Origin of the sequence: Actinomadura sp. 9N407 (assembly GCF_044326315.1) — a bacterium.
Taxonomy (GTDB): Bacteria; Actinomycetota; Actinomycetes; order Streptosporangiales; family Streptosporangiaceae; genus Spirillospora.
The window spans coordinates 103,743-122,776 of sequence record NZ_JBIRAW010000004.1; the positions used below are offsets into that span (position 1 = coordinate 103,743).

Genomic DNA, 19,034 nt, shown 5'->3' on the forward strand with positions numbered 1-19,034 from the left:
AGCCGGTACGCGGCGGCGGCCGGCAGGTGGCGCTTGTACGGCGCCCTATCCCCGATCTTGGGCCTCGTGAGAGGGGAGCCGGACGGTGACGGAGAGGCCGCCGGTGGGACGGGGTTCGGCGCTCACGTGGCCGTGGTGGGCGAGGGCGACGGCTCGTACGATCGACAGCCCGAGGCCGGTGCCGCGGTCGGAGCGGACGCGGTCCTGCTGGAGCCGGCGGAACGGCTCGAAGATCGTCTCCAGCTCGTACGGCGGGACGGCCGGTCCGGTGTTGCTCACCACCAACTCGGCCCAGCCGTTGTGGGCCGCGGTGGTCACCCGCAGCTCGCCGCCGTCGTGGTTGTGCCGGATCGCGTTCTCCACCAGGTTCTGTACGAGCCGTTCGACCAGGACCGGGTCGCCGCTGGACGGCGCGGCCCCGGTGGTGCGCTGAACGGCGATGTCGCGGGTGGCCGCCTCCGCCGCGGCTTGGTCAAGGACGTGCCGTACGACGTCGGCCAGGTCGAGGGGCGCGGCGCCGGTGACCACGTTCTCGCCGCCCGCCAGGGTGAGCAGGCCGTCGATGAGCCGCTCGTGCCGGCCGTTGACGACCAGCAGCGACTCGCCCAGCCGCTTGACGTCCTCGGTCGCGTCCGCGCGGCGTACGGCGACGTCCACGAGCGTCCGGTTGATCGCCAGGGGGGTGCGCAGCTCGTGCGAGGCGTTCGCGACGAAGCGGCGCTGGCTGTCGAACGCCCTGGCCAGCCGTTCCAGCATGGTGTCGAAGGTGTCGGCCAGCTCCTTGACGTCGTCGCGCGGTCCCGCGTACGCGATCCGTTCGGTGAGGTCGTGGCTGTGGGCCACCCGGCGCGCGGTGTCGGTGATCGTATGAACGGGACGCAGCGCGCGGTTGGCCAGCAGCCAGCCCAGCCCGAACGCCGCGACGCTCACCACGCCCAGCGCGATGCCGCCCTGGGTCAGCAGCGAGCGCATCGTCTCCTGCTGGTAGACCCTTCGGCCCTCGACCAGCACGGTCCGGACCTCCCCCGCGGCGACGTTGAGGTCGGGCGGGGGTTTCCCTGAAGGCTGCGTCTTTCCTGAGAGCGGCGTCTTTCCTGAGAGCGGCGTCTTTCCTGAGAGCGGCGTCTTCCCTGAGAGCGGCGGCTTCCCTGAGGGCAGGGTGTGCGGGGGCTGGCGCACGGCGCTGCTGAAGGACTGCCCCACCGGTTCCGACTGACGCTCGAGGTTGGCCTTGACCAGGAAGTACGTCAGCGCCAGCAGGACGATGCCCGCGGCGACGAACAGGCCCCCGTACAGCAGCGTGAGCCGTACCCGGATCGTGGGGCTGAACCTCTCGGCGACGGTCATGGAATCCGGTACCCCACTCCAGGAACGGTCTCGATCACGGGCGGGTCGCCGAGCTTGCGGCGCAGCTTCATCAGCGTGACCCGGACGGTGTTGGTGAACGGGTCGGTGTGCTCGTCCCACACCTTCTCCAGCAGCCGTTCCGCCGGCACGACGGTGCCGCCGGCGCGCAGGAGTTCTGCCAGCAGGCCGAACTCCTTGCGCGCGAGACGTACGTACCGGTCGTCCCGGTACACCTCGCGGCGGGCCGGATCGAGCCGGATGCCCGACCGTTCCAGCAGCGGCGGATCGGCCGGGCGTGCGCGGCGGCCCAGCGCGTGGATCCGGGCCACGAGTTCCTCGAACGCGAACGGCTTGGTCAGGTAGTCGTCGGCGCCGAGCCGGAGCCCGTCGACCCGGGCCGGTACGGTGCCGGCGGCCGTGAGCATCAGCACCCGGACGGGCGCCCCGGACTCCACCACGGCGCGGCAGACGTCGTCGCCGTGCACGACCGGCAGATCGCGGTCCAGAACCAGCACGTCGTAGTCGTTGACGCCGAGCCGTTCCAGCGCGGCGTCGCCGTCGTAGACCACGTCCACCGCCAGCGCGTCGGCCCGCAACCCCTCGGCGATCGTGTCGGCGAGCATCCGCTCGTCCTCGGCGACCAGTATCCGCATGTCCCACCCCGTTCAGCCCGTCCCACCGGTTCAGCCGGGCCCGCCTGCCGGCCCGTCCGCCTGTTAGCCGGGCCCACCTGTTAACCCGTCCCGCCTGTCAGCCCGTCCCACCTGTCAGCCCGTCCCACCTCGTTCAGCCCGTCCCGGCGCTCAGCTTGGAGCAAGCGGCGTAACGCGGGCATAACGCGAAGCGGTTACGCCGGAGTTATCGCCGGATCGCTGGACTACCTGGACTGCACGGCAGCCGCCGGGACCGCTCGGCGGCACGACCAGGGAAGCGGCCCATGCGACGACAAGCGCTCATCACACTGCTCCTGCTTCCCGCGCTCGCCCTCGGCGGGTGCGGGGGCGAGGCTCCCAAGAAGGCGGCCGATGACAACGCCAAGATGCGCGAGTACGCCAAGTGCATGCGCGCCAACGGCGTGGACATGCCGGATCCTTCGGGAGACGGCCGCGTCGAGATCAGGGTGACCGGCGGCAAGTCCGGCGAGGACAAGGCGAAGGCGGCCGAAGGCAAGTGCCGCCATCTCATGCCGAACGGGGGCAAGCCACCGAAGGCCGACCCCAAGCTGGCGGCCAAGATGCGTGCCATGTCCAAGTGCATGCGCGAGAACGGCGTGCCGAATTTTCCTGACCCCGGACCCGACGGCGGCATCCACATCAAGGGCCGCACGAGTAGTGGGAGCGGCATCGACCCGCAGAGCAGCACGTTCAAGAAGGCCGAGAAGATCTGCCAGAAGGACGGGCCGACGGGTCCCCGGCTCGAGGACAAGAACGAAGGCCCCGGCTCGACCCGCGGGAACAGCACGTCCGGCGAGGGCGAGAAGTGAGGAGAACGCGTGCCGCCGTCCTGAGTGCCGCCGGGGTGGTGGTGGCCGCCGGCGCGGGCCTGGCCACCGCCGGCCTCGGCGGCGGTTCCACCCCGGCCGCCACGCGCGGCGCGCTCCCGCCCGCCTCGGCGCCGATCGAGAAGACGACGCTGGTCGAGACGCAGAAGGTGGACGGCACGCTCGGCTACGGAACGACCCGTACCGCGACCGGCGGGGGCGGCACCGTGACCTGGCTCGCCAAGGAAGGCACCGAGGTCCCCCGAGGGCGGTGGGCGTACAAGGTCGACAACCTCCCGGTGCCTTTGTTGTACGGGTCGCTGCCGCTCTACCGGACCCTTTCCAGCGGTACGGAAGGGCCCGACGTCAAGCAGTTCGAGCAGAACCTGCGGGCCCTGGGTTACACCGGTTTCACGGTCGACAAGACGTACGACTCGTTCACCGCCGCCGCCGTGAAGCGCTGGCAGGACGACCTCGGCCTCAAGGAGACCGGAGCCATCACCAAGGGCTCGGTCCTCATCGCGCCCGGCGAGATCCGCGTCGCCGAACGAAAGGCGACCATCGGCGACCGGGCGAGCGGCCCGCTGCTCACCTACACCGGGACGACCCGGAGGATCAGCGTCGATCTGGACGTCCAGTACCAGCGGCTGGTCAAGAAGGGCGCCGAGGTATCGATCGAACTGCCCGAGGGCGGCACCACCAAGGGAACGATCACCAGCGTGGGCAAGGTCGCCAAGGAGGGCAAGGGCGAGGAGCCGACCTCGATCTCGGTCGGCATCGCGGTCGGCCGCCAGAGCGCGCTCGGCCCGTACGACAAGGCCCCCGTGGAGGTCCACCTCACCGCCGGCCGGCACGCCGACGTCCTGGCCGTACCGATCGGGGCCCTGCTCGCCCGGCCCGGCGGCGGCTACGCCGTGCAGCTGGTCGAGGGCGCGTCCACCCGTACCGTCCCGGTCGAGACCGGGGCGTTCAGCGACGGCCGGGTGGAGATCACTGGAACCGGCCTGGCCGAGGGCATGAAGGTGGGCATCCCGGCATGACCCCGCTCCCTGAAACGGCCCCGCACTCTGCAACGGCCGCACTCCCTACAACGAACCCGCACTCTGCAACGGCCCCGGCTTCTGCAACGGCCGCGCTCTCTGCAACGACCCCGGTCGTGGAAACGACCCCGGTCGTGGAACTTCGCGAGGTCACCAAGACCTATCCCGGCGTCACCGCCCTGGACGCCGTCGCGCTCACCGTCGAGGCCGGCGAGCTGATCGCGATCGTGGGCCCGTCCGGCTCGGGCAAGTCGACGATGCTGCACATGATCGGCACGCTCGACCGGCCCACGTCCGGCACCGTACTGATCGAGGGCCAGGACGTGTCCCGGCTGAGCGACCGGCGCCTGTCCGCGCTCCGCGCGACCCGCATCGGCTTCGTCTTCCAGCAGTTCCATCTCGCCCACGGAGTCACCGCCTTGGACAACGTCGCCGACGGTCTGCTCTACCAGGGCATGCCGCTGACCGCGCGCCGCCGTACCGCGCGAGAGACCCTGGAGCGCGTCGGCCTGGGGCATCGCCTCGACCATCGCCCGCACCAGCTGTCCGGCGGCGAGAAGCAGCGCGTCGCGATCGCCCGCGCCGTCGCCGGCGACCCGGCGATCCTGCTCGCCGACGAGCCGACCGGTGCCCTGGACTCGGTGTCCGGCGCCGGCGTCCTGGACCTGCTGCGCGAGCTGTCCGGGCACGGCACCACGGTCATCGTCATCACCCACGACCGCGACATCGCCGCCACCTTGCCCCGCCAAGTCGGGATGCGCGACGGCCGGATCGCCGTGGGAGCCGCCCGATGAACGAGTCCGCCCGCCTCGGCCCCGCCGACGTCCTGCGCGTCGGCGCCGCCGGCCTGCGTGCCCGCCCCCTGCGCGTCTTCCTGTCCGCCCTCGGCATCGCGATCGGCATCGCCGCCATGATCGGCGTCGTCGGCATCTCCACGTCCAGCCGCGCCCAACTCCAAGCCACCCTCGACCGGCTCGGCACCAACCTGCTGACCGTGGCCCCCGGCCGCGACTTCCTCGGCGAGGAGGCCTCGCTCCCCGCCGAATCCGTCGGCATGATCGGCCGCATCCCCGAGGTCGAATCGGCCTCCGCCACCGGAACACTCGACGCCAAGGTCTACCGCAACGACCACATCCCGTCCGGTGAGAGCGGCGGCATCAGCGTCCAGGCCACCCGCCTCGACCTGCCCCGTACAGTCGGCATCCAGGTCGCCGTCGGCACCTGGCTCAACCCCGGAACGAGCCGCTACCCGGCCGTCGTCCTGGGCGCGACCGCCGCCGACCGCCTCGGCATCGCCGGCGTCAACGTCCAGGTCTGGCTCGGCGGCCAGTGGTTCACCGTCGTCGGCGTCCTGGCCCCCAGCGACCTGGCTCCCGAACTGGACGCCGCCGCACTCATCGGCTGGGACGCCGCCACGTCCCGCCTCGGCTTCGACGGCCACCCCACCACCATCTACACCCGCGCCGAAAAGGCGTCGGTCGAAAAGGTCCGCGACCTCCTCGCCGCCACCGCCAGCCCCGAATCCCCCACCGAGATAGAAGTCAGCCGTCCCTCCGACGCCCTCGCCGCCCAGAACGCCACCGACCAGGCCTTCACCGGCCTCTTGCTGGGCCTGGGCGGAGTCGCCCTTCTCGTCGGCGGCGTCGGCGTCGCCAACACCATGGTCATCTCCGTCCTCGAACGCCGAGCCGAGATCGGCCTCCGCCGTTCCCTGGGCGCCACCAGAGGACAGATCCGGCTCCAGTTCCTCACCGAATCCCAACTCCTGGCCGCCCTAGGCGGGATAGGCGGCGTCGGCCTCGGCATAACTGTCACAGCCATCTACGCCTTAACCCAAGGCTGGCCGACCGTCGTACCACCCTGGGCAATGGCCGGCGGAATCCTGGCCACCCTCGCCATAGGCGCGATAGCCGGCCTCTACCCCGCCATAAGAGCCGCCCGCCTCTCCCCCACCGAAGCCTTAAGCGGCCCGTAGCGCTACGAGCGAGCCGACTGCCCACTCATTCCGCTAGAGGAATGCGAGCCGCCCTCTCGACCCCACCCTTAGAAAGATGGAAGTGACGCCCCCGGCTCCCGATGCGCATACCGATCCACCATCCACCGCTGAGCCGTACGACAACGGCCAGCCGCGTGCTGGCCGCGTGCTGGCCGCGTTGTAGATCCCGGCCGCGAGCTCACGGATCTCGATTTCATGCCCCGCGATCGTTCGGGCCCACCACACCAGCTCACCGTCGGCGGCCCTCCGTACCGGGCGACCTACCGCCGGGTCCAGCTACTCCACGTGTCCCGAAATGGACAGCGCCACCCGCCGGACCGTGCCGTCCGTTCCGTCCGTTCCGTCCGTTCCATCCGGAGCATCACTCAGCGCGAAAAGACATGCCCAGCAGCCATCGAGGGGTTATCCGCCACTCCGCCCATACGACGCCCCTCGAACTCCCACGAGAACAGTTTTGTGCTTTGTACGTTCCTTCCCCTCGGCAGCAACTTGGTCACTTTCAGTTCATCCAGTGCTGATGTCGCTGAACAAATGAAGAATGGGGATGACGGAAAGGGGAGACGGCGCCGTCTCCCCTGGACACTCGCCTAGAGGCGCGTCGCGACATGTCCGTTGACAAGAAAGGCCATCGGCGGTCGCCTGCGCAAGAAGCGCAAAGACCCTCCGCGCCGCTCGCCCGAGAAGTGGGCGATCCTCCTCCGGGCGGCCACCGGCGCGGAGGCCCGCACCCTGCCCCCAGAGGCCCGCACCCTGCCCAGCGTCGGCACACTCGCCGACATGATCAATAGTGGGAGCGGGGCGACCACGTCCCCGACCCCGTCTACCGGACTCTGTACGCCAAGGTCACCGGCAAGAGCGAGGCAGAGCTTTTCGACACCTCAGTGCTTTCGGCCGATGAGGAACTCGAGGCCCTCGACCTGGCACGCCGCGTGGCGGCCAGCGATGTGGGTGAGGAGACGCTCGCCTCGCTCGAGCTGACCGTGGACGATCTGGCCTCCGCCTACCCCGGCACCCCGCTCCGGGAGCTGCTCGGCCGCGTACGGCGACACATCGCCTACGTCGGAAACTGATGGACGCCCGGATGACTCTGGCCGAACGGCTTCGCCTGATCACGGTCGGAGGATGGCTGTCCCTGCTCGCCGCCACCTGCGGCATCGACCTTCATCAGCGTTCCGCGGCAGCGGCCCGCCTCCGTACCGCCGCCTCGCTGGCCAGACATGCCGCCCACCCTAAGATCCTGGCGTGGTGCCTGGAAAACGGGGCCTGGCAGGCGGACACCGTCGGCCGCTATCGGCGGGCTATCGAGCTCACGCAGGCCGCCCAGCGCATCGCTCCCTGCATTGGTTCGGCGCTCATCCAGGCGACCGCGCAGGAGGGCCGCGCGTGGGCCCGACTTGGCGACGGTAGCGAAACGCGCGCCTCACTTGCCCAGGTGGAACGCCTCGTCGCCCGCTCCCCCAGCCCGACCGGCCGGAGCACTACTACCGATACGACCCCGCCAAGAGCGACGCCTACACCGCCACTACGCTCGCATGGGCGGGCGACCCGGCCGCCGAGCCGTACGCGCGCGGTATCCTCGCCCGCCTGAAGTCAGAACAGGATGGGCCGCCCGCCCCACGCCGCACCGCGTCCGCGCGCCTGGCCCTGGCCCTGGCCCTGCTCGCCGCCGCCGACCAGCCGGACGAGGCCGCGCACACCGCACCGGAAGCCGTGACGAGCGGACGCCTCGTCCCGTCGAATGGCGTGCGGCGGAGGTCATCACCGCTGTGAAGTCCCGCCACGTGCCCGAAGCAGTGGATCTCCACGGCGCGTACCAAGAACTCTGGACGCGTACCAAGAACTCTGCACCACGACCGAAGTCGACGGCGCCTAAGCGATCCACACGGGACCCACCGGCCGCAGTGACTTGCCATTCACTACATGCACACTGCGGTGTAAGGACTTTGCACTCCCCCAGAGCCGGCGAGTCTCGAGGGCGCGATGCTCAGCGAGATGCCGGGTCTGGCGAGATGCCGGGTCTCGTCGGCGAGGTCGTCGCCCCCCTGGATTTCGTCGTCGGACAAGGGTCCTGCTCAGCGCACTCACGAAAGCGCGCCAGACCTCGCACCGGCTTTGGAAGGTCGGCCGCGTCGGCTGAACGAACGCCGCTGCCAGGTCGTGAATCACTGCTCGTCGAATCACTGCTCGTCGAATCACTGCTCGTCACGATCGATCTTCGACCGCGTGAGGACCGCTCCCCATGCCTTCGGCACCGACCTCCTCAACGAACACGGCAAGGGGCTCGGTGTCCTCACCGGGCTCGGTCTCCTCGGCGAGCTCACCGCCGAGCAGGAAACCGCACCATCCCTCACCCAGCAGGCGCTGCGAGGCCGTCACGCTCTGCCGGACTCGTTTGTCGCCGGACTCATTTTGTCCGGTTGCGCGCTTTCACGCGCATCAACGGTCACGCCGCTGTGCTATGGGGACCGGCGCGGTTACGGTGGAAGATCGTCTTTGTAGGGCGCCCCTCCCCCGATGACCAAGGGTAGGGCGTTCGGGGTTTGTGGTCGTGTCCGGACGGTGGCAGGAGTTGGTAGACGAATCGTCCGTTCTTATCTGTCTCGATGCTGATTTGGTGGGGGTTGGTGTGGCGCCAGCGGTTGTGCCAGCCGCAGCACAGGGTGAGGCGGTCGATGTCGGTGGCGCCACTGTTCAGGGCCCAGCCGTCGACGTGGTCGACTTCGGCCAGGGTGCCGGGGACTTGGCAGCCTTGGACGGCGCAGGTGGGGTAGAGGGCTTCCAGGACGCGGCGCTGGGCAGGGCTGGCGAACCGGGCCCGCCGCCCCAGGTACAGCGGGAGACCACCAGATCCCAGCAGCAGCGGTGACACTCCGGCCGACAGCGCGATCCGGCGTGCCTGTTCGGCGGGGATGGGGGTGCCGTCGGGCAGTCGTGCGGGGGTATCACCGCCGGTGAGGGTGTCCAGTTCGCAGATGAGGGTGACCTTGGTGGTGTGGTGTCCGCCGGATAGGACGGTGGTGAGGGCGGCGGCGGTGCGTTCGGCCAGGTCGCGTAGGTCTTCGGGACCGGCAGGTTTGGCCAGCGGCCCTAAAGTGCCGTCGAGGACGGCGGCGTCTTCGGCGTTCAGCCAGCCTTTGATGTACCGTCCGCCGTCCAGGGACCGCGTCGAGGTGAGCCAGGAGCGTTGGTAGCCGCGTGCGGCGTCGTCGGGAGCCTGCTCGGTGCCGTCGCGTTCGGCGATGACGTCCCGGATCCGGGACCCGAACGCCGCGACCTTCCCGGCGGAGAACCCGTCATCGGCCATCTCCAGCAGCAGCGTCTCGGCCTTGCCGCAGTCGTCATCGTCCAGCCGCGCCACCGATTGAACGATCGCGACCGCATGCCCCAGCGACAGCGAACCGCCGGCGAGCCGCTCAGCGACTTCGGAAAGCCGGGGCAGGTGCCGGGCCAGCAGGACGCGTTCCTTGGCGCGGGCATCACGCATCCCCAGCCCGGAACGGAGCCACGCCTGCGCCGATGGATAGCCCCACCGGCGCATCTCACCGGCGGTGTCCACCACCGCGATCAGGCGGGCCAGAGTGCTTTCCTGCACGTCGGCGGCACGTGCCAGGGTCTCGGCCTGCTCCATGCAGGCGGCGGCCGAATCGGGGGTGTCACGGCGGGCCAGTTCGGCCGCGATCGACGCCGCCGCGTCCACCAGCTCACCGGTGGACAGCGACTCCACATCGACCACGCTCGAACACATGAGCTAATGCTACAGCCTGCATCCGTGTGATCACAACCAGTTTCCTCACTGAAGATGGCCATGGCCATGAGCCCCTCATGGCTGTGGGAATCCCGTTGACTCCCGTCAGTACGCGCTGATCACCGAGCGCCCGCCTGCGTCAGCCGGTTCAGCCCGCGACACACCGCGAGCTCCACGGACCTGGGGCCACATGCCTGCCATTGGTCCCTGCTTGTGCCACAAGGGTCCCCAGGTGGCCGGATGGTCCGCACCGTCTCTGACAGGCCGGCCGTTCGGCAGCCATCGGGCAAAGCGTGTACGCGACGTACACGGCGCGGGGTACCGCACTGAGATTCAGGCGGGTGCAGGGGGCTCTTGAGCACTGAGCATGGCGATGAGGTCGCGGAGGGTCTCCTCGTAGATCGGTGTCAGGTCGGAGTAGACGAAGTCGAGCTGGTTGAGGATCTCCATGCACAGCAGCCCGTACAGCCTGATCCAGCAGGACATGGCGACGTGGAGGGCCTCGATGGGCAGCTTGCCGTCCAGCGCGGTGGCGTAGGCATGCAACTGCTCGCGTACCGACGGGTCCAGATCCTCGGGCGCGGGGACGGCAAAGGGAGCGCTGACCCACAGTTCCTCGATCTGCTGGAGGAAGACCAGCTCGAAGTCGCGGCCGGCCTGGTTGCGCGGAGAGTCGGGACGGTGCCGGGCGGAGTCGGCGGGCCGGATGGGGCTGGCGAAGATCCATCCGAACTCGGCGGGGTGGGCGATGGCCCAGCCGCGCATGGCGCGGCAGGTGGCCAGCAGCCGTTCGGCCGGCGGGTCGGCGGCGTGCGCGTCGCGGGCGGTCTCCATCGCCGTGGTCAGCTCGCGAAGGAAGTCGGCGGTGACCGCCGCGACGAGTTCCTCATGGGACGCGAAGTAGTGGTAGAGCGCCGGGCCGCTCATGCCGATCTGGCGGGCGACGGCGTTGATCGTCACCGCCGCCGAGCCTTGGGTGGTCAGCAGACGGCGTGCCGCCTCGCGGATCTCGGTGAGCGTGGCTTCGCGGAGTTTTTCGCGCCGGCGCGCGGGTGGGGCCATGAGCGTCCCTTCTCGACGGCTTGACAGTCTAATGCCTCTATGTTTCCTTAGAGCCTCTAGAACTTCTATAAGCTCTAAGGAGATGTGCGATGACCCGCAACCCGCTGGCCGGCGCGTTCGCCAAGTACCGCCTGGAGGCCACCGTCACCGACGCCGGGATGGTCACACCGACGATGCGGCGGATCCGCCTGGTCGCCGACGAGCCGATCGACTTCGCGTACGTTCCCGGTCAGCATGTACGGGTCCAGATCAACGACCCGCTGTCGGTGTCGGGGCTCCTCCGCCCGGGCGAGACGCTGCGCACGTACACGATCTGGGAGCTGGTTCCCGAGGAGCGGGCCGTTGAGCTGCGCGTGCACTTGTACGACGGGGACGGCATCGGCCTGAAGTGGATGCGCGCGGCGGCCTCGGGCGAACGGGTGACGCTCTGGTGGCCCCAGGGAGACTTCTTCACCCGTCCGGCGCCGTTCCACCTGTTCGTCGGCGAGGAGACCGCCGGCGCCGCGTTCGGCCCGATGCTGCGGGCGCTCGACCCGTCGGCCGTCGTGTACGGGCTCCTGGAGAGCGAGTCTCCTGAGCATGACCTGCCGATGCCCGGCCCGCACCGGCTGCGGCGCGTGTATCGCCACGGCGCGCCGGCCGCCTCGTCGAGGACGCTGCGGACGGCGATCGCCGAACTGGAGCTCCCCGACGGCGACGGCGCCGCCTACCTGGCCGGGGAGGCTCGTACCTGCCAGATGGTCCGCGACCATCTCGTCCGCGAACGCGGCTGGGACCGCCGTTCGATCAAGGTCAAGCCGTTCTGGGCCCCGGGCAAGCGCGGCCTGCACTGAGCGCGGGTGGGCGAGGGGTCAGGAGACCTCGGCGCGGGCCTGCTCCTGGAGGAGCTCGTCGGTCATCGCGACGATCTTGGGGACGAACTTGCCCTTCGCGCACACGGTGCCCCTGACCTTCTCGCCCGGTGCCAGGTTGGTGGTGGGCACTTGGCCCTCGTACTCGGCGAGCGCTTCGGAGGCGTCGTGCTTCTCGCCCTTGGTGTCGACCAGGGAGAAGTACAGCGGGTTGACCGCCAGGTTGCCCTTGCGCTGGTTGAGGATGGTGACCTTGACGCAGGACAGGCTGCCGCCGCTGCTGAGGATGGTGGTCTTGGCGGTGGTCCGCTTCGCCGCGATCTTGACGGGGACCTTCTTGGCGGGCGTGGCGCTCTTCTTGTCGCCGCCCTTCTTGTCGGCGGGCTGGACGGCGACGGGCTCCTCGGCGGGAACCTCGCAGGCGGTCAGGGTGAACGCGGCCAGCAGGGCGACGGTGGCGGTGATGAGACGCATGGGATGCCCCTGTCAGATCGGAGGGAAGTGCCGGCGGGGGGCTCCCTCTGGAGTGGTGCTGCGGGTACGGCGCTTGCTGGGAGCGGCCGTCAGCGTTCGCAGACCCTGCCGTCGTTGTCGCGGTCCTGGTACCAGGCGTACTCGCGATCCACGCCCCGGATGTACGGTCCGTGACCTGCGGCGTTGGCTTCGCGACAGGTGCCGTAGCGCGGATCGGTGCTCGGCGGCTTCGGCTTGGCGGTCGTCCGCCTAGGCCGGGGCTTCCGCGTGGTCCTGGTGGGGTCCGGGTCCGGCAACTCCGGCTCGGTGGTCTCAGTGGTTGTCGGGGTGGGTGTCGGGGTCGGGGTGGGCGTCGGCGTCACGGTCGGCTCGGCCGAGGGTGACGCAGCGGTACTGGACGCGGCCACGGGACTGCCCTCGGGTGAGGGCGCGCTACCGATGCCGACGCCGGCGACGCATCCGAAGAGGCTGCCGAGCAGCAGGCACACGACACCCACGGCGGCGACGGCCGGGACGGGTACGCCGGAACGGCGGGGCGGAGGGGCCGGAGGGGGGTACATGGCGGTCTCCAGGAACGCTTGGAATGTACTGGTATGACGCATCCAAGCGACTGTTGGTTTACCGAGTTTTCACATAATCCTAGCGTGTATGTCAGCGACCTGGGCTCGACGGCGCCGGAGCGGCGGGCGCGGAGCTAGTCTGCGGTCTTCTGGCTATAGAGGGTGATGATCGTGTCCGGTGCGACCCTCGTGCCCGCTCTCGGGGACTGCCGTACGACCTGCCAGTTGGCATCCCACAGGAGGGCGCGGCCCTGACCCGTGGCGTCCTCCTCGGCCAGCCTGAACAGGCCCGCGGCCTGCATCCGGTTCTGCGCCGCCTGGTGGTTCTCGCCGACGACGTCCGGAACGGTGATCTTTGCCGGACGGGGCGCCGGCGTGGACGGCGTACTCGCGGATGCCGTGGCCGTAGGCCGCGGCTCGGGGATGTCACTCAGGTTCGGGGTACTCGCGCTCGGGATACTCGCGCTCGGAGCACTCGGGCTCGCGGCGGCGGGCGGGCGGGGTTCTGGGGGCGGTGCGATGCCGACGCCGGCGACGCATCCGAAGAGGCTGCCGAGCAGCAGGCAGGTGACGCCTACGGCTGCGACGGCCGGGACGGGTACGCCGGAACGGCGCGGCGGAGGGGGGTACATGGCGGTCTCCAGGAACGCTTGGAACGTACTGGTATGACGCGCCGCTGTGAACGTTGGTTTACTGAGTTTTCACACTGTCCCCAAGTGTATTCAGCTGACTTCTGCTCGAGCGCCGTCGGCGAAGGCGGGGGCGAACGTCACGATGTCGGGCGTGAAGTCACCTTCGGCGCAGACGGCGCCGGTGGCCTTCTCTTCGGGGGCCAGGGTCACGGCGCCGAGTTCCTCGTCGTGCTCGCCGAAGCCGGAGAACGAGTCGTGCTTGACCCCGTCGGTGCCGGTGAGGGAGAAGTCGAGCGGGTTGACCGCCAGGTTCTTGGCGGTCTTGTTGGTGAGGGCGACCTTGGCGCAGGAGAAGTCGCCGCCGTTGTTCAGGATGCCCGGCGAGAACGCGGTCTTCTTGGCGGTGAGCTTGATCGGTGTGGCCTTGCCGGGCTCGGCCTCCTGCTCGCCGGCCTTCTGGATCTCGGTGGGCTCGGTCTCCATGGCGCAGCCCGTGAGGGTCAGCGCTCCGATCAGGCCGAGGCCGGTCAGGATGGTACGCATGGGTGTCCCCCATCGTCGGTCATGGGTCATGACCTGGTGGGGGCGCCGGAGGCGGCCGGCCACGGCCGCCTCCGGCACTGCGGGCCATGTCGTTATGACCGAGTCTAGGGGTGAATGCCCTGGTCAGCGGGCAAAGGTTAGCCCTCGATGATGAGGGCCTGAATGATTCAGCCCTTAGCGATCCAGGCTTGATGACTCAGCCCTTGTTGTCTCAAGCCCTTGGTGATTCAGCCCTTGGTGATTCAGGCTTTGGCGACCAGCCCTTGATGACTAGCCCTTGATGAGAATGGCCAGGCACTCCACGTGCTGGGTCATCGGGTAGGCGTCGAAGGCCCTGAACGTCTCCAGGGTCCAGCCCCGCTCGCTGAAGTAGGCCAGGTCGCGGGCCAGCGTGGCGGGGTCGCAGGAGACGTAGGCGATCTTGCGGGTCGCCAGCCGGGCGATCTGGTCGACGACCTCGCGGCCGGCGCCGGAACGGGGCGGGTCGAGGACGACGACGTCGGCGCCCTGGACGCGGGCGCCGCGGTGGTGGCCGCCACCGCGCTTGGACTGGGTCCGGGTCGAGCCGTCGGCGCGGCCGAACTCCAGGTCGGGCAGGACGGTCTCGACCTGGCCGGACTCGATGGCGACCTGGGGCAGGTCGCGCAGGTTGAACTTGGCGTCATGGACGGACTGGGCGTCGGACTCGATGCCCACGACCAGGCCGTCGGGGCCGACCTTGTCGCCCAGGAGGCCGGCGAAGAGGCCGACACCGCAGTACAGGTCGAGGGCGATCTCGCCCGGCTTGGGGTCCAGGGCGTCCAGTACGGCGTCGGCCAGGAGCGGGGCCAGTGCCGGGTGGACCTGCCAGAAGCCGCTGCCGCTGATCTGGTAGAGGCGCTCGCCGACCTGCTCGCGGATGTACGGGGGCTTCTCCTGGCCCTTGCGCGCGAGCCGTACGGGGACGTCCAGGTGGGGGACGCGGGCCTTGCGGGAGCCCTTGAGGGCGACGACGCGGTCGCCGGTGGTGGCGGAGACGATGCCCTCGACGGAAGCGGCGCCGGGCCAGGTCTTGCGCTCGATGCCCATCTCCTCGACGCCGGGGTGGGCGATCAGGCATTCGTCGATCGGCTCGATGTCGTGCGAGCGGTGCCGGCGCAGGCCGATGGCGCCGTGCGAGGCGGTGAACTGGACGCGGGTGCGCCAGCCCAGGCCGGGATGCAGCGCATCGGGGTCCTCGAGGTCCTCGACCAGGACCGTGCGGGTGATGCCGGCCACCCGCTGGAGCTGCTCCTCGACGACGGCCGCCTTGAGCCTGCGCTGGGCCGGGAGCGATGCGTGCTGCCAGTCGCAGCCGCCGCAGCGGCCCGGGCCCGCGAACGGGCAGGGGGCGTCGACGCGGTCCGGAGACGCGGTGATGATCTCCACGGCGTCGGCGCGCAGGAAGTTCTTGGTGGTGTCGGTGACACGGGCGCGAACCCGTTCGCCGGGCAGGGCGTGCCGGACGAACACCACCCTGCCCTCGTGCCGGGCCACGCAGAATCCGCCGTTGGCGACGTTGCCGACTTCGAGGTCGAGCAGTTCGGGTTCACTCACGTTCCGAAACGATACCGTCGTCCGGCCGTGCTCCCTCCTGTTGACGCGGCGGGCGGCGGGACGCGCCGGGCGCGGGCGGCTCGGGACGGCTCTTGAGGCGGTCGGAGGAGTGGAGCTGCCAGGCCACGCTGGTCACCATCACGCCGGGGACGAACAGCAGCCGGCCCTTGAGGCGCAGGGCGCTCTGGTTGTGCAGCAGCTGCTCCCACCAGTGGCCGACGACGTATTCGGGGATGAACACGGTCACCACGTCGCGGGGGCTCTTGCGCCGCACGCTCTTGACGTAGTTGAGGACGGGACGGGTGATCTCCCGGAACGGGGAGTCCAGGATCTTCAGCGGGACGGGGACGTCCAGGGCGTCCCACTCCTCCTGCAGCCGCCGGGACGCCTTGGCGTCGACCGCGACCGAGACGGCCTCCAGGGTGGAGGGACGGGTCGCGCGGGCGTACGCGAGGGCGCGCAGGGTGGGCTTGTGGATCTGGGAGACCAGCACGATGCCGTGGTTGCGGGCGGGCAGCGCGACGTCCTCGCCGGAGGGGACGAGCTCCTCGGCGACCCGGTCGTAGTGCTTCCTGATCGCCTTCATGAGCAGGAACAGCACGGGCATCGCGATGCAGACGATGTAGGCGCCGTGGGTGAACTTGGTGACCAGCACGACGATCAGCACGGTGCCGGTCATGACCAGGCCGAACGCGTTGATCGCGCGGGACCGGCGCATCTCGCGGCGGGCGGCGGGGTCGGTCACGGTGCGCAGCAGCCGGTTCCAGTGCCGCACCATGCCGGTCTGGCTGACGGTGAACGAGACGAAGACGCCGACGATGTAGAGCTGGATCAGCCGGGACACGTCGGCGCCGTAGGCGTAGATCAGCAGGCCGGCCGCGGTGGCCAGGATGATGATGCCGTTGCTGTAGGCGAGCCGGTCGCCGCGGGTGTGCAGCTGGCGCGGCAGGTAGCGGTTCTGGGCCAGCACCGAGCCGAGGACGGGGAAGCCGTTGTAGGCGGTGTTGGCGGCCAGCACCAGGATCAGCGCGGTCATCAGCGTGATGAAGCCGAACATCGGCGTGAAGTTGCTGAAGACCGTGTGCGCGACCTGGGCGATCACCGGGTCCTGCTCGGAGACGTCCTTGCCGGTGGCGGGGTCGACCAGGGTGCTGTCATGGGACGGGTCGGCGAACTTGGCGCCGGTGACGTAGGCCAGCGCGGTGACCCCGGAGAACATCGTGACCGCGATCACGCCGAGGGCCAGCAGGGTGGTGGCGGCGTTGCGGCCCTTCGGCTTGCGGAACGCCGGGACCCCGTTGCTGATCGCCTCGACACCGGTCAGCGCGGCGCTGCCGGAGGCGAACGCCCGCATCAGCAGGAAGATCAGCGCGAAGCCGCCCAGCCCCATCTCCGCGCCGTGCACCTCCAGATGGGCGGTCTCGGCCTTCAGTTCGGCGCCCATCGCCAGCCGGCCGAAGCCCCAGATCAGCATGGAGAAGATCGCGAACATGAACAGGTAGGTCGGAATGGCGAAGGCGATGCCCGATTCCTTGAGCCCGCGCAGGTTGAGCACGGTGATCAGCAGCACCAGCACGATCGCGGAACCGACCTGGTGCTCGCGTACCAGGCCCACGAAGGACCCGAGGTTGTCGACCGCCGAGGAGATCGACACCGCGACCGTGAGCACGTAGTCGACCAGCAGCGCGCTGGCCACGACCACGCCCCAGTTGCCGCCGAGGTTCTCGGTGGCGACCTCGAAGTCGCCGCCGCCGCTGGTGTAGGCGCGGACGTTCTGCCGGTACGAGGCGACCACGGTGAGCAGGACGATGACGACGGCCGCCGCGACCCACGGGGTGTAGTGGTACGCGGCGACCCCGGCGATCCCCAGGGTGATGAGGATCTCCTGCGGAGCGTAGGCCACCGACGACAGGGCGTCGCTGGCGAACACCGGGAGCGCGATCCGTTTGGGAAGCAGTTGCTCGCGCTGCTGGGCGCTGCGCAAAGCGCGCCCGAGCAGGACACGTTTGGCGAGGTCCGATGCCTTCGACACTCAGGTGACTCTAGCCCTAGGTGGTGACGCCTTCCCGAACGGACCACCGCCGCGATCGGAACCGGGCCGACGGACTCAAGAGAACCGCCCGGCGGGCAAGAGAACGGCCCGGCGGGCAAGAGAACCGCCCGGCAGGCTCAGAAGAACGGCCCGGCGGGCCCGGGAAACCGCCCGGCGGGCCTTGCGGAGTGGCTGGTGCCAGGTCCGCTGGGTAGTAACTTGCCTGGGCGGATGTGTAGTTTTGCAGCCCGGCATGGATCATCTGGCCGGAGCTGTCCCGCGGTAACGGGGAAGGAACGGGCGTGCATATCGTGATCATGGGGTGCGGCCGCGTCGGGTCGACGCTGGCCCACATCCTTGAGGACAAGGGCCATTCGGTGGCCATCATCGATCAGAGCCCCGAGGCCTTCCGCCGGCTGCGCAGCGGGTTCCGGGGCCGCCGGGTGACCGGGTTCGGCTTCGACCGGGACGTGATCGCCGAGGCCGGCATCGAGCAGGCGTCGGCGTTCGTCGCGGTCAGCAGCGGTGACAACTCCAACATCATCTCCGCCCGGGTGGCCCGCGAGACGTTCGGTGTGGACAACGTGGTGGCCCGGATCTACGACCCTCGCCGGGCCGAGGTCTACCAGCGGTTGGGCATCCCGACCGTCGCCACCGTGCGGTGGACCGCCGACCAGATCCTGCGCCGGCTGCTGCCCGAGGGGGCCGAGCCGCTGTGGCGCGACCCGACCGGCGAGGTGGTGCTGGCCGAGCTGGACACCGGTCCGATCTGGGTGGGCGACAAGGTCGCCGCGCTGGAGGAGGCGGCGAGCACGCGGGTGGCGTTCCTGTCCCGGATGGGCGAGGCGCTGGTCCCGCACGCGGACACGGTGATCCAGGACGGCGATGTGGTGCACATCATGGCCAGGGCCGACGAGCTGGAGCGGGTCAACGCCGCGGTCGCGGTGCGTACCGAGGAGGACGCGTGATGCGGGTCGCGATCGCCGGGGCCGGCGCGGTGGGACGCTCCATCGCGCAGGAGCTGCTGGAGAACGGGCACGAGGTGCTCCTGATCGACAAGAGTCCCAAGGCGATCAAGGTGGAGATGGTGCCGCGGGCCGAGTGGCTGCTGGCCGATGCCTGCGAGATCGCCTCGCTGGACGACGCCGCGCTGGAGCGCTGCCAGGTCGTGGTGGCCTCCTCCGGCGACGACAAGGTCAACCTGGTGGTGTCACTGCTGGCCAAGACCGAGTACGGGGTCCCCCGGGTGGTCGCGCGGATCAACCATCCCAAGAACGAGTGGCTGTTCAACGAGTCGTGGGGCGTGGACGTCGCGGTCTCCACTCCCCGGCTGCTGTCGGCGCTGGTCGAGGAGGCCGTCAGCGTCGGTGATCTGGTCCGGCTGATGACGTTCCGGCAGGGCGAGGCCAACCTGGTCGAGCTGACGCTGCCCGAGGACGCCCCGATGGGCGGCGAGCGGGTCGGCTCGGTCGACTGGCCGCGCGACACCGCGCTGGTGGCGATCCTGCGCGAGGGCCGGGTCCTGGTACCGACCGCCGACGACACGCTGGAGCCGGGTGACGAGCTGATGTTCGTGGCCAGCCAGGACGTGGAGGACGAGCTGGCGGAGCTGCTCAGCCCCCGCTGAGCACGCTGGGCGCTGGGGCAAACTAGGCGCTGGGGCAAACTGAGCACGCTGAGCAAACTGAGCGCGCTGA

General features: G+C 69.8%; 20 protein-coding genes. 9 read left to right on the forward strand and 11 right to left on the reverse strand.

Annotated elements, in window-relative coordinates:
• Positions 1 to 45: 45 nt before the first annotated feature.
• A complete protein-coding gene (locus ACH34Q_RS08180; protein WP_395982171.1) occupies positions 46 to 1,347 on the reverse strand; it encodes a sensor histidine kinase in 1,302 nt (433 codons plus the stop codon).
• Complete coding sequence (locus tag ACH34Q_RS08185; protein ID WP_395982172.1) at positions 1,344 to 2,000, reverse strand: response regulator transcription factor; 657 nt, start codon at positions 1,998 to 2,000, stop codon at positions 1,344 to 1,346. The genes ACH34Q_RS08180 and ACH34Q_RS08185 overlap by 4 nt, the downstream gene beginning before the upstream one ends.
• Before the next feature lie 284 nt (positions 2,001 to 2,284).
• Here ACH34Q_RS08185 and ACH34Q_RS08190 point away from each other — a divergent pair, with 284 nt between their 5' ends.
• The 6 genes from ACH34Q_RS08190 to ACH34Q_RS08215 all read left to right on the forward strand — a co-directional run bounded on the left by ACH34Q_RS08190 (position 2,285) and on the right by ACH34Q_RS08215 (position 7,451).
• Complete coding sequence (locus ACH34Q_RS08190) at positions 2,285 to 2,830, forward strand: hypothetical protein (protein WP_395982173.1); 546 nt, start codon at positions 2,285 to 2,287, stop codon at positions 2,828 to 2,830.
• Positions 2,827 to 3,867: a peptidoglycan-binding protein gene (locus tag ACH34Q_RS08195; protein WP_395982174.1), complete on the forward strand. Its 1,041-nt coding sequence runs from the start codon at positions 2,827 to 2,829 to the stop codon at positions 3,865 to 3,867. Before ACH34Q_RS08190 ends, ACH34Q_RS08195 begins: the two co-directional genes overlap by 4 nt.
• A 116-nt stretch (positions 3,868 to 3,983) precedes the next feature.
• Positions 3,984 to 4,661, forward strand: coding sequence for an ABC transporter ATP-binding protein (locus tag ACH34Q_RS08200; protein WP_395982175.1), 678 nt, complete (start codon positions 3,984 to 3,986; stop codon positions 4,659 to 4,661).
• Entirely contained in the window at positions 4,658 to 5,842 is a 1,185-nt protein-coding gene (locus ACH34Q_RS08205) for an ABC transporter permease (RefSeq protein WP_395982176.1), read from the forward strand. Before ACH34Q_RS08200 ends, ACH34Q_RS08205 begins: the two co-directional genes overlap by 4 nt.
• Positions 5,843 to 6,744: 902 nt before the next feature.
• Complete coding sequence (locus ACH34Q_RS08210) at positions 6,745 to 6,933, forward strand: hypothetical protein (protein WP_395982177.1); 189 nt, start codon at positions 6,745 to 6,747, stop codon at positions 6,931 to 6,933.
• A gap of 11 nt (positions 6,934 to 6,944) precedes the next feature.
• Positions 6,945 to 7,451, forward strand: a complete 507-nt coding sequence (locus tag ACH34Q_RS08215) for a hypothetical protein (protein WP_395982178.1) — start codon at positions 6,945 to 6,947, stop codon at positions 7,449 to 7,451.
• 614 nt (positions 7,452 to 8,065) lie between these two features.
• Here ACH34Q_RS08215 and ACH34Q_RS08220 read toward each other — a convergent pair.
• The 3 genes from ACH34Q_RS08220 to ACH34Q_RS08230 form a co-directional block, all read right to left on the reverse strand.
• Positions 8,066 to 8,239 (reverse strand): hypothetical protein, encoded by a 174-nt coding sequence (locus ACH34Q_RS08220; protein ID WP_395982179.1) that lies wholly within the window; start codon positions 8,237 to 8,239, stop codon positions 8,066 to 8,068.
• 67 nt (positions 8,240 to 8,306) lie between these two features.
• Positions 8,307 to 9,608, reverse strand: a complete 1,302-nt coding sequence (locus ACH34Q_RS08225) for a DUF222 domain-containing protein (protein ID WP_395982180.1) — start codon at positions 9,606 to 9,608, stop codon at positions 8,307 to 8,309.
• Positions 9,609 to 9,941: 333 nt separating this feature from the next.
• Positions 9,942 to 10,670, reverse strand: a complete 729-nt coding sequence (locus tag ACH34Q_RS08230) for a TetR/AcrR family transcriptional regulator (RefSeq protein WP_395982181.1) — start codon at positions 10,668 to 10,670, stop codon at positions 9,942 to 9,944.
• Between the two features lie 89 nt (positions 10,671 to 10,759).
• Between ACH34Q_RS08230 and ACH34Q_RS08235 the strand changes: the two genes are divergently transcribed.
• The gene (locus ACH34Q_RS08235; RefSeq protein ID WP_395982182.1) at positions 10,760 to 11,503 is read left to right on the forward strand and encodes a siderophore-interacting protein; all 744 of its coding nucleotides are present in this window, start codon (positions 10,760 to 10,762) and stop codon (positions 11,501 to 11,503) included.
• An 18-nt stretch (positions 11,504 to 11,521) separates the two neighbouring features.
• Here the strand turns inward: ACH34Q_RS08235 and ACH34Q_RS08240 are convergent, their stop codons facing one another.
• From ACH34Q_RS08240 to ACH34Q_RS08265, 6 genes are all read right to left on the reverse strand, one after another.
• Positions 11,522 to 11,995, reverse strand: a complete 474-nt coding sequence (locus ACH34Q_RS08240) for a DUF4352 domain-containing protein (RefSeq protein WP_395982183.1) — start codon at positions 11,993 to 11,995, stop codon at positions 11,522 to 11,524.
• Between the two features lie 89 nt (positions 11,996 to 12,084).
• A complete protein-coding gene (locus tag ACH34Q_RS08245) occupies positions 12,085 to 12,555 on the reverse strand; it encodes an excalibur calcium-binding domain-containing protein (RefSeq protein ID WP_395982184.1) in 471 nt (156 codons plus the stop codon).
• A gap of 134 nt (positions 12,556 to 12,689) precedes the next feature.
• Complete coding sequence (locus ACH34Q_RS08250; RefSeq protein WP_395982185.1) at positions 12,690 to 13,187, reverse strand: PASTA domain-containing protein; 498 nt, start codon at positions 13,185 to 13,187, stop codon at positions 12,690 to 12,692.
• A 90-nt stretch (positions 13,188 to 13,277) separates the two neighbouring features.
• The gene (locus tag ACH34Q_RS08255; RefSeq protein ID WP_395982186.1) at positions 13,278 to 13,730 is read right to left on the reverse strand and encodes a DUF4352 domain-containing protein; all 453 of its coding nucleotides are present in this window, start codon (positions 13,728 to 13,730) and stop codon (positions 13,278 to 13,280) included.
• 270 nt (positions 13,731 to 14,000) lie between these two features.
• On the reverse strand, positions 14,001 to 15,305 hold the full coding sequence (locus ACH34Q_RS08260; RefSeq protein ID WP_395982187.1) for a class I SAM-dependent RNA methyltransferase: 1,305 nt from the start codon (positions 15,303 to 15,305) through the stop codon (positions 14,001 to 14,003).
• Positions 15,298 to 17,337: an APC family permease gene (locus ACH34Q_RS08265; RefSeq protein ID WP_395982188.1), complete on the reverse strand. Its 2,040-nt coding sequence runs from the start codon at positions 17,335 to 17,337 to the stop codon at positions 15,298 to 15,300. The genes ACH34Q_RS08260 and ACH34Q_RS08265 overlap by 8 nt, the downstream gene beginning before the upstream one ends.
• A 302-nt stretch (positions 17,338 to 17,639) precedes the next feature.
• Between ACH34Q_RS08265 and ACH34Q_RS08270 the strand changes: the two genes are divergently transcribed.
• Together ACH34Q_RS08270 and ACH34Q_RS08275 are read left to right on the forward strand one after the other, a co-directional pair.
• Positions 17,640 to 18,305, forward strand: coding sequence for a potassium channel family protein (locus ACH34Q_RS08270; RefSeq protein ID WP_395982189.1), 666 nt, complete (start codon positions 17,640 to 17,642; stop codon positions 18,303 to 18,305).
• Positions 18,305 to 18,964 (forward strand): potassium channel family protein, encoded by a 660-nt coding sequence (locus ACH34Q_RS08275; RefSeq protein ID WP_395982190.1) that lies wholly within the window; start codon positions 18,305 to 18,307, stop codon positions 18,962 to 18,964. The genes ACH34Q_RS08270 and ACH34Q_RS08275 overlap by 1 nt, the downstream gene beginning before the upstream one ends.
• The last annotated feature ends 70 nt before the right edge of the window (positions 18,965 to 19,034 follow it).